Annotated in this window: 7 protein-coding genes; 1 reads left to right on the plus strand and 6 read right to left on the minus strand. The window is 56.8% G+C overall.

Features of this window, described 5'->3' with window-relative positions; all coding sequences use genetic code 11:
- The first annotated feature begins 33 nt into the window (after window positions 1-33).
- On the plus strand, window positions 34-597 hold the full coding sequence (locus HKN37_17965) for a hypothetical protein (GenBank protein ID NNE48542.1): 564 nt from the start codon (window positions 34-36) through the stop codon (window positions 595-597).
- A gap of 9 nt (window positions 598-606) precedes the next feature.
- Here HKN37_17965 and HKN37_17970 read toward each other — a convergent pair whose 3' ends face one another.
- The 6 genes from HKN37_17970 to HKN37_17995 form a co-directional block, all read right to left on the minus strand.
- A complete protein-coding gene (locus tag HKN37_17970) occupies window positions 607-1,293 on the minus strand; it encodes a DUF4956 domain-containing protein (protein NNE48543.1) in 687 nt (228 codons plus the stop codon).
- Between the two features lie 18 nt (window positions 1,294-1,311).
- The gene (locus HKN37_17975; GenBank protein ID NNE48544.1) at window positions 1,312-2,076 is read right to left on the minus strand and encodes a polyphosphate polymerase domain-containing protein; all 765 of its coding nucleotides are present in this window, start codon (window positions 2,074-2,076) and stop codon (window positions 1,312-1,314) included.
- Window positions 2,073-3,128, minus strand: a complete 1,056-nt coding sequence (locus tag HKN37_17980) for a hypothetical protein (protein ID NNE48545.1) — start codon at window positions 3,126-3,128, stop codon at window positions 2,073-2,075. Before HKN37_17980 ends, HKN37_17975 begins: the two co-directional genes overlap by 4 nt.
- A gap of 388 nt (window positions 3,129-3,516) precedes the next feature.
- Window positions 3,517-5,547, minus strand: a complete 2,031-nt coding sequence (locus HKN37_17985; protein ID NNE48546.1) for a hypothetical protein — start codon at window positions 5,545-5,547, stop codon at window positions 3,517-3,519.
- Window positions 5,548-5,713: 166 nt separating this feature from the next.
- Window positions 5,714-8,335 (minus strand): cytochrome B, encoded by a 2,622-nt coding sequence (locus HKN37_17990; protein ID NNE48547.1) that lies wholly within the window; start codon window positions 8,333-8,335, stop codon window positions 5,714-5,716.
- A 57-nt stretch (window positions 8,336-8,392) separates the two neighbouring features.
- Complete coding sequence (locus HKN37_17995) at window positions 8,393-8,620, minus strand: hypothetical protein (protein ID NNE48548.1); 228 nt, start codon at window positions 8,618-8,620, stop codon at window positions 8,393-8,395.
- Window positions 8,621-8,644 lie beyond the last annotated feature (24 nt).

An 8,644-nucleotide genomic window follows, 5' to 3' on the forward strand; every position in this document is an offset into this window, starting at 1 on the left:
CTGTCACCCTCATGGGAGTTTAGAGGATTTACCATGGAAGTCGGCCTCCTTGCTCTATGGCTGCCGATTCTAGTCGCTACGGTTCTGGTTTTTGTAGTGAGTTTCTTCCTGTTCGTGGTATTGCCTCATCACCGCACCGATTTTGATGGAATTGATGAAGAGGAGCGGTTTAGTGTTGAGTTGCGGAATCATAATCTGAAGAAAGGTCAATACGCCTTCCCGTTTGCTAGTTCAGCAGTCGATTCGAAAGATCCCGAATACCAGAAGCGCGTCCGGCGCGGGCCGGTCGGGATACTCGTCATTCAGCCCAACGTGCTGAGTCCATCCATCCAGCAGATGGCGATGCAGTTTGTGCACTTCGCCATGTTGACGGCCATAGTCGCGTACATCGCCGGATTGGTCCTACCGCCCGGCGCCGGCTTTGTCACCGTCTTTCACGTCGTTGGTGCCGTTGCATTCGTGGCCCATGCAGGAGCGCATTGCGTGTATCCGATCTGGAACTACTTCAGCTGGTCCTTTGCCCTGAAGTGCACCATCGACGGCGTCCTGTTTGCCGCTGCAACCGCGGGAGTTTTCGGCTGGCTGTGGCCCATGTGACGCCTGCCGCTACGACTGCTCTGTGTCGTAGTACAAGCTGACATTGGCGACGTCGGGCAGCGCCGCGAGCGCCCGCGTCAACGCCTCGCGCTCACCCTGCTTGCGAAGGTTGGCAAAGAAGGTGAGCTCCGAGAGTTCGGCCTGATCAGCCCGAACGTTGATGAGCTTTGTCGACTTGCAATAGCGTTCTAACAACGGTAAGTAGGACGCCTCCTTCTCTCCCGCCGCGCCGGTGTAGGAGAAGCGCAGGATGAGCGAATCCCGTTCCTGTTCTGCATACCCCAGTCTGGTCGTGAGCGCGATCACAACACTCACGCCCGCGGTACTGATGAGTGCAAGCTTGTACATACCGACTCCCGCCGCCATGCCGGCAGCAAGCGCGAAGAACACAAATACAATGTCGTGCGGATCCTTGAGCGCCGTCCTGAAACGTATGATGGACATCGCGCCGACAAGCCCGAAGGCGCGAGCAAGGTTGTTGCCGATCACAAGCATGATCATCGCTGTGATCATCGCAAGCGTAATCATGGATCGCACGAGACTGGGCGAATAGCTGGCCCCCCGGTACGTCCACCGGTATACGAGCGAAACTGCCAATCCGCAGACAAACGAGACCAGCAGTGACATGACGACATCACCGATCGTCGTATTGAACTGGCCGAGCGCCTGGATGTCCTGAATTATTCTGCTACCCATGTCTGATCCAACCGAGACTTATACCGCCGTCTGATAACTGCCCAGAACCTGTGATTTTCTGTCCCGCTCTCGCTCTGATGTTTCTGCACACAGGCAGTACTTCGAAACCGCCTGTGTGCGGAGTCCATATCTCCCCAGAACCGCACGAAGCCACCGCGGAAATCCGGTGTTGTATTTCACCTCGATGACGAAGCTTCCGGGTTTGACGAGACGATGCTGCCCTTCATCGTATATCTCCGTCAACCGCGGGTATCCCCGGCCGCGAAGGTTACGGTCGAACGTTATCCTGAGTGTCGGATCATACCTCCCGATAAACGCTTCTCGTTCGTACACGGTCGAAACGACCGGAATGAGATTGTACTTGTACACATGATAGAAGAACCGCTTTGCGTCATCGATCGACGCTGGATAGAATCGATCGGTGAGAATATGCTGTTCGACATCCCCGGATCGAAAAAGCGCATCCAGTGATTCAAAAAGCAGCGGGGCCCGGTTCTTTGACACCCGATCCTGAACCTTCCTCTTTATTTCCAGGAAGACCCAGTCTCCCGGACTGAATTTGTTATACGCTCGCACGCGGAGCTTGCGCCTCACACGGATACCCGCCTTCTTCTCGCGGTAGTAGCGAAGCCCGGCGGTGTCGAGGTAGATGCTTCGTACGGTATAGCCTTCGCCCTCAAACCCACGGACATGCGGATCCACCTCCACAAAGGGTTCTATCTGCTGCCGCAGGAATGGCAGTTGATCTTCCCCGACCAGATACTTCAGTTCGTGTCTGCTCATGCCGACACCGAAAGGCCCTGACGGATGAATTCCCAGATCGGCACCCTGCCGACTTGAATTCGGCATCGCGCAGACGAGCCGGGGAAGAGAAAGCGCGGCGGATTACTGATTCGTGCGTGTACGAGGAGCACCTCCTGCCCGTGTGCAATGTGCACCTCATCGCCAAGTTCGCTCACTACGGCACTCACGTCATCGGCCAGCCCCGCGACAGAAACCAGTACCGTATCCCCGATACCGACCACTGCGCGACGATGCAAGGGAACGATCATCATCACGACATAAGCGGTGGTGTCGTAAATGGAAACGAGTGTGTCGGCTCCGAATGAGCGCGCCACCCGACCCGATAGCGGGCTTGTGATGGTAGAGAGACGAAGCCGTTCTGTAATCTCGTCGATCTCTTCCTGAAGCGATCGCACTTCCGTTCGCGTGAGCTCTATCTGCTCGGGCTTGGCGCCGGAGCTGACGGACTCGTAGCGCGCACGTGCTACCTCAACTCCCGCTTCGAGAACGCGCTGCTCGCTTTCGGCCAACTCGAGCTCCTGTTCTGAAATAAGGCTTTCACTCCGCAATCGCCGGAGGCGATTTAGCTCCAGCTGGTGCTGCCGGGACAGCTCCTCGGCCTGCAAGACCTTGACCCGCTCTTCCTCAACAACAGCCTCTTTCTCTCCCGTGGCATAGAGATCCAGAGACGCGGTGGCCATGTTCAATCGTCCGGACAGCTCTGAGTACTGGCGAGCGATCTCATTCGAGTAAATCGAGGCTACGGTATCACCCTCGTGCACGGTCGAGCCCGACTGCAATCCTGGCTCAATCGTGAGGCGAGCTGCATCGCCGCCCGCAAAACGATTGACCGTGTATTGCGTGACGCCGCCGCGCTCGTTGTCGCGTACCGTTGTCTCTATGGCGTCATTGCGACTGCGAGAAAGGGACCATTCCTTCGCCGGAACGACACGGCCCTGAACGGCGATGTTGTATGGCACGTCGACCGGCAGGAAAATGATGCCGAGTAGAACGACCGCGACCACGGCTATGACTGAGATTTGTCTGGTCATCGACTAATTGACTCGGCCCGGGAGATCAGGTACGTCTTGTCGTGTCCAATCAATTGGTACCGACTCCTAAGGGGTTCGATCCTTGCACGTCTCGCTGTTTCGCCGCCGGGGGTGCCGTCCATCTACTTCAACGGCATAAAACCCGCGGTTGAGGGCCGAGAATTCCATGATCCGGATTTCACAATAACATTACGCGTCAGTTTGCACGAAACACGTTCTGAGAGGCCCGGTCCGAGGCTGGCCAGGAGATCGCCGGTCTGCCGAATGTTGTGGACTCCACGGTGGCGGACCGCCAGTGCCGGGACAATCGGGCCCGGCCCTTCGACGGAATCGGGATAGCGTGAGGCAGGACATCTTATCCGGCCCTCCCGATCTGTTCGCGAATTAACTACTGACCCGTGCCCATTGCTTCCAGTCCGCTCTTCACTTCGAGCAGTAGTTCGCTCGTCAGTTCATAGTTATGAAGGCCACCGGCTGCGCCCTTCTCGAAATCGGCCAGGACCCTTCGCGCTTTCAGGTACGCCGCCGCGTCACGCCTGGAGCGCGGAATACTAGCCATCTGCGACCGAATAGTCTGAGTAAGGTCGGCGACTTCCACCTTCCACTCCTCGGCGTCAGAGTCGTAGCCCTCATCGTGACAATCGAGACACGAGGCAACGGTGGGGCGGATGACCTTTGAATCCGGAATGTGACAATCCACGCACTCGACATCTTCGGCAAACATATAGTCTGGAGTATCCTTGTCGAGATATGTGCCGGCATAGATGCTTGCAGCCTCTTCGTGACAGGATTCGCACGTGACTTCCGGCGGCGTCGCCTTGTGGTGACAGCTGTTGCAGTTCTGCGTAGTCAGCACCACCTGCCCGTGTCGTACGGCATTCGAATGGCACGTCCCACACGTAACACCCTGCATGTCCACATGGATCTCATGTGAGAAGGTAATTCCTTCGTGCTGGACTGACAGCCGGTCGATGCCGGTGTGACAGTTCGCACACTGGCCGGGCACCGTTGGCGCACTTCTGTACTGCGGCACCTTCACGCCAAGATTCGCCGCCTGAACGGCCTTTTCCAGATCCGTGTAGCCGGTCCGGATAAGCTGGTCGTAGAAAGTCACATTATGAACCGGCTGCCCCGTCTGCACAACATGCAGGATCTTCTTCGCTTTCTCAATGAAGGGTTCCGTCTTCTTCCGGGTCTGGGTGCCCCGGTTTCTGGCCGCATTCTCTACCGTCCGAATGGTTCGGCCGAAGTCAACAAGGTTTGCATTTGCGCCCGCCTTCCAGAGGCGCAGCAGCCGGTTGTAGCCCGTTCCATGACAATTCTCACAGGATTGCGGCTGGGCTATGCGGTCATCGTCGGCGTTGACGATATCTCCGTGAAACACGTGACAACCGGCGCAGTCGAGGCCGGCTGCGAACATCGCACTCGGTGCCGAGTCGCCATCACCAATCTCTCCCGTAAAGAGCATTACTTGCTCCTTGTGGGTCTGCCTGTGGCAGGTCGCGCAATCGAGTTCCTGCTCCAGGCTCACACGCTGAATCTTGTGCTGAATCTGGAGGTGGCACTGGATACACTCGATCTTGTTTTCGGAGATGTGCTCGCGGTGAATAAGGTCCAGGTCGTCGATTTTTTCAAGCCGGTCCTGCTCGCTGTGACAGCCATAGCAGTTCTCGGGCGGGACGAACCCGTCTCCCATTACCGTCTTGCTATGACACTGGTTGCATTCCAGTCCGCGTGAAAGAACCTCCGTGTGGAACGCGGTGATCTCTGTCGGCTGTTCCACCGTAACCGAATCCCAGACGTGGCAGGTCGTGCAGTCCGAAGCTCGCTCGAATTCGGCCGTTTCAATGTTGCCTTCAGGCTTGAGATGACACAGATAGCATGTGGTCTCCGTCACCCGGATATGGTCGCCCTGGACGATCTGCGAGTGGCAGCTTGTGCATCGCAGTTCTTTGCCTCGCCGGAGATCTCCGAGGTGAGGTTCGTGGTCGAACGCAACTCCTCTGAAACCGACTTTGCCCGCGAGAAGTCGCGTATCATGACAGCCGCTCTGGAGACATGAGGCGTCATCAATCTCTGCCCAGGGCTTGCGGCGCGTATATGAACTACCCAGGTAGTTAACTACCTGGACAAGTCCTTCAACTTTTCCGCGTATTGTCCCCGCGATACCCGGCGGGAAATGGCACGTCACGCACGACACCTCTTCGTGCGCGGGAGCCGCCAGCCAACTCTCGTAGTACGGCTCCATGTAGTGACAGGTAGGGCAAAACGTTGGCCGCGACGTGTACTCGGCTGAGAGACCCACAAAGAGAATCGCCAGAACACCGATTACGGACGAACGGATCGCCAGCTTGCGCTTGCTTCCCGGGCGCTTGAGCCACTCGATAAGCTTCCCCGTAAGAGATCGAAGTCGGTTCATATCCAGTCGTTGATATCCTCAAGGAAGGGCAGCGTGCCCGTGTCCCCTAAATCCAACCCGCGACAAGTATACCGCGGGCGGCGTACCAAACGCCAAAGCTTCAGAAAAGACCCGCGAAGAATCAGGTTTTTCTAGCGGGACCGAATGGTGAGTCGATCCATATGGGTCATTCTTCCGTTTCGCGACGTCTCTCCTCTTCCTCGCGCTTCAGCCGCTGCAACTCGAGCGGGTGCTCATGCTCCATCTCCTCTTCCGTGATTCTTCCTGTCAGCCAGGTGAAGTTCATGGGGTACGCGTCAGGATTGAATATCACGTAGTAGATGTGCCACACCACAATAGCCAGAAATGCGAGCCAGGCCTCGTAGTAGTGAACCGTTTCACTCACATCCACAAACAGCTTCGAGAATTGTCCCATAAACTGGTTTTCGAACCAGAGAATAATTCCCGTTACCGTCATCACGATGGTGCCCCAGATGAGGGCCCAGTACTCCGACTTCTCGACGTAGTTGAAGCGATCGAACAGTGGTCGACTCTTTACCGCACCGACATAGTAGCGCATCATCTGTATGATGTCCCGAAAATCCTGGCCGCGGAACATGATATCGCTTACAAACTGCCTGCCCCGTTTCGTAAAGATGATGTAGTAGAGATGGTACACAGAGTCGCCGACCATAACGATCGCCGCTCCTCTGTGCAGGACTCCTCGAAGGTCAAACACGCCGACCCCGAAGTTTTCCCGCAGAAAGACAACCCACCAGGCATCGGGAAATTTGAGCATGAATCCGGTGATCGTCAGGATAATGAAGCTACCAGCCAGCAGCGCGTGCTGTACTCGCTCGTTCACGGTCATGCGTACGTACAGACCTGTCTTCCGCTCTACGCCGGGAATTCCACGGGGAGGCGGCTGAAGGCGCTCGTGGTAATGGTTGACCATCTTGCGACCCCAGTCCAACGTGTTGTGGACACCCATGGCCCCGATCGTCGCAACGATCACGAGGATGTATATCGTCGAGATCCAGTACAGTAGCGAGTCGCCGCCCGGCGTGCGGACAACATGAACAGAGCCGCGTGCAAAATTGGCTGTGGCTCCCGGATGGCACTCTCCACACGTCACTTCGAGATTCGCTGGGAACACTCTCGATCGCTCGTCCGACGACGGCAAGATGTCGTGCACACCATGGCAACTCGCGCAGTTTGCCGCTTCGTCTGATCCGAATCGGGTGGCGAGGCCGTGGTAACTGTCACCAAACGACTTGGGCCGGTCTGACGGAAATCCATATTTGGTCGACAGTTTGTACGAGTCATGGCATGGCCGACACACCTGCTCGGAGACGTTCAAGGCTGCCACAGGTGATGCCGAACTTGTGTGTTCGGTGATCGCATGTTCGGAGTGGCACGTCGTGCACGTCGGTGAATCCGAATTACCGTCTGCAAGTGCGATTCCATGAATGCTGCCTTCGAACACCGTCTCGATCTCGTCGTGACAATGTCCACAGGTCGCAGCAATGTTGAACTTGTTGATCTTCGAGTTGGGGTTGCTTGCCTTTACTGCCTGGTGTCCTCCATGACAGTCACTGCAGATGGCCGCATCGGCGTTTCCGCCTGTTGCAGCGAGTCCGTGAACGCTCTGGTTGTAGCCCGCCACAAAGCCCGTGGTATGTGTCATCCGGGCGGTGACTTCCTTCGTGTTCAGATGGCAGCTTTCGCACACCTCAACCTCATGCTGCCGACTTACGAGAGATTCACTATCCGTTATCTGATGAATGTCGTGCTCGCCATGACAGTCCGTGCATGTCGGAGCGCCTTCAAAGCCGGACTGCAGCGCCCTGCCATGTTCTGAAGCGAGATACTCATCAGCCACGTCGTCGTGGCATGTGGCACACGTGCCCGCTACGTTCCTTCGGGAAACCGGCGATGCTGGGTCCTCAGTTGACAACACCTTATGGCTTGCATGGCAATCGTTGCACTCAATATTGTCGCCGTGAATGCTGTCGCTGTACTTGAGCACCGCCTCGACATCCTCGTGCAAGATGTGGTCATGTACAAACTCCCGCTCTCCGTGACACGACAGACACGTGGCTGTGTTTGCCATGGCGACGCGATGAGAATCGTGACAGGTGAGACATGTCGGTCCGAAGTCTCCGCTGGCGTGCAGGCTAGCCTTGACATCGCGCACAGCATCATCATGACAGCTGGCGCACGTCGCGACCGTCGCACGCGTGCCACCTCTTGTATGCAGATTCGAATGACACGACGAACATAACAGGTCTGCCCTGTGACCACTTGCGCGAAAGGCTCTCGACGCCGAGCTGTGACATGTTGCACAGTCTACTGGCTGTGTGTTCTCGTTGTGCGGTTCTTCGTCGGGGTCATACCCGACGTGGCACTCGACACAATCGACCTTTCCGTGCGGAGAAGCGGCATAGGCTTCCGGCGAGACGTTGAGGGAGACTTCCCGGCCGTCTCTCTCCATCGTCATGCTGTCGTCATCGTGACAGTCAAGGCAGGCGTCCGGATCCGCCACAGATGTGCGACTCCGGATGGACGAATAGCGGGCATCCGCTACCTGCAAAGACGACGTTCCTTGTGCAGGTAAATACGCTTCGTGGGCCGGCAAAAAATCAAGTCCTGGCCCTTCAATTATCGAGATTGAAATGGGGGCCGGGGCCGGAGATCCATCCGGTTTTCCTGAACCGGCGACGACCATCCCAACCAGGGCCAGGCTAATGATGGTGACCAGCTTCCCGGCCAACTTCGTCGAGAATGCCACGTCTGATTCGCGGTCCATGCCGACAGCCACTTTGATTAGGGAGGTGTTCTGGTTCTCGAATACGACATACTGCCTCTAGCGGTACAGGAATACCATGGAGTAGATGATCAGCACAATCGTCAGTATGCCGAGCACCAGAGCTGTCAGGCCGAACACGCGAGCCCACCGTTCGAGCCACGGCGGTGGCGGCCCGGTAATGGCGTCTTCCAGTTCTCCTGATTCCAACAGTTGCGCGTACAAACGGGGCCTGTCCTCTTTCAACTCATGCAAATCCACGCGACCCGTGAAGATCACCGGGTCCATAGGGAATTTGTCCGGCCGAAAATG

The organism is Rhodothermales bacterium, assembly GCA_013002345.1.
Classification (GTDB): domain Bacteria; phylum Bacteroidota; class Rhodothermia; order Rhodothermales; family JABDKH01; genus JABDKH01.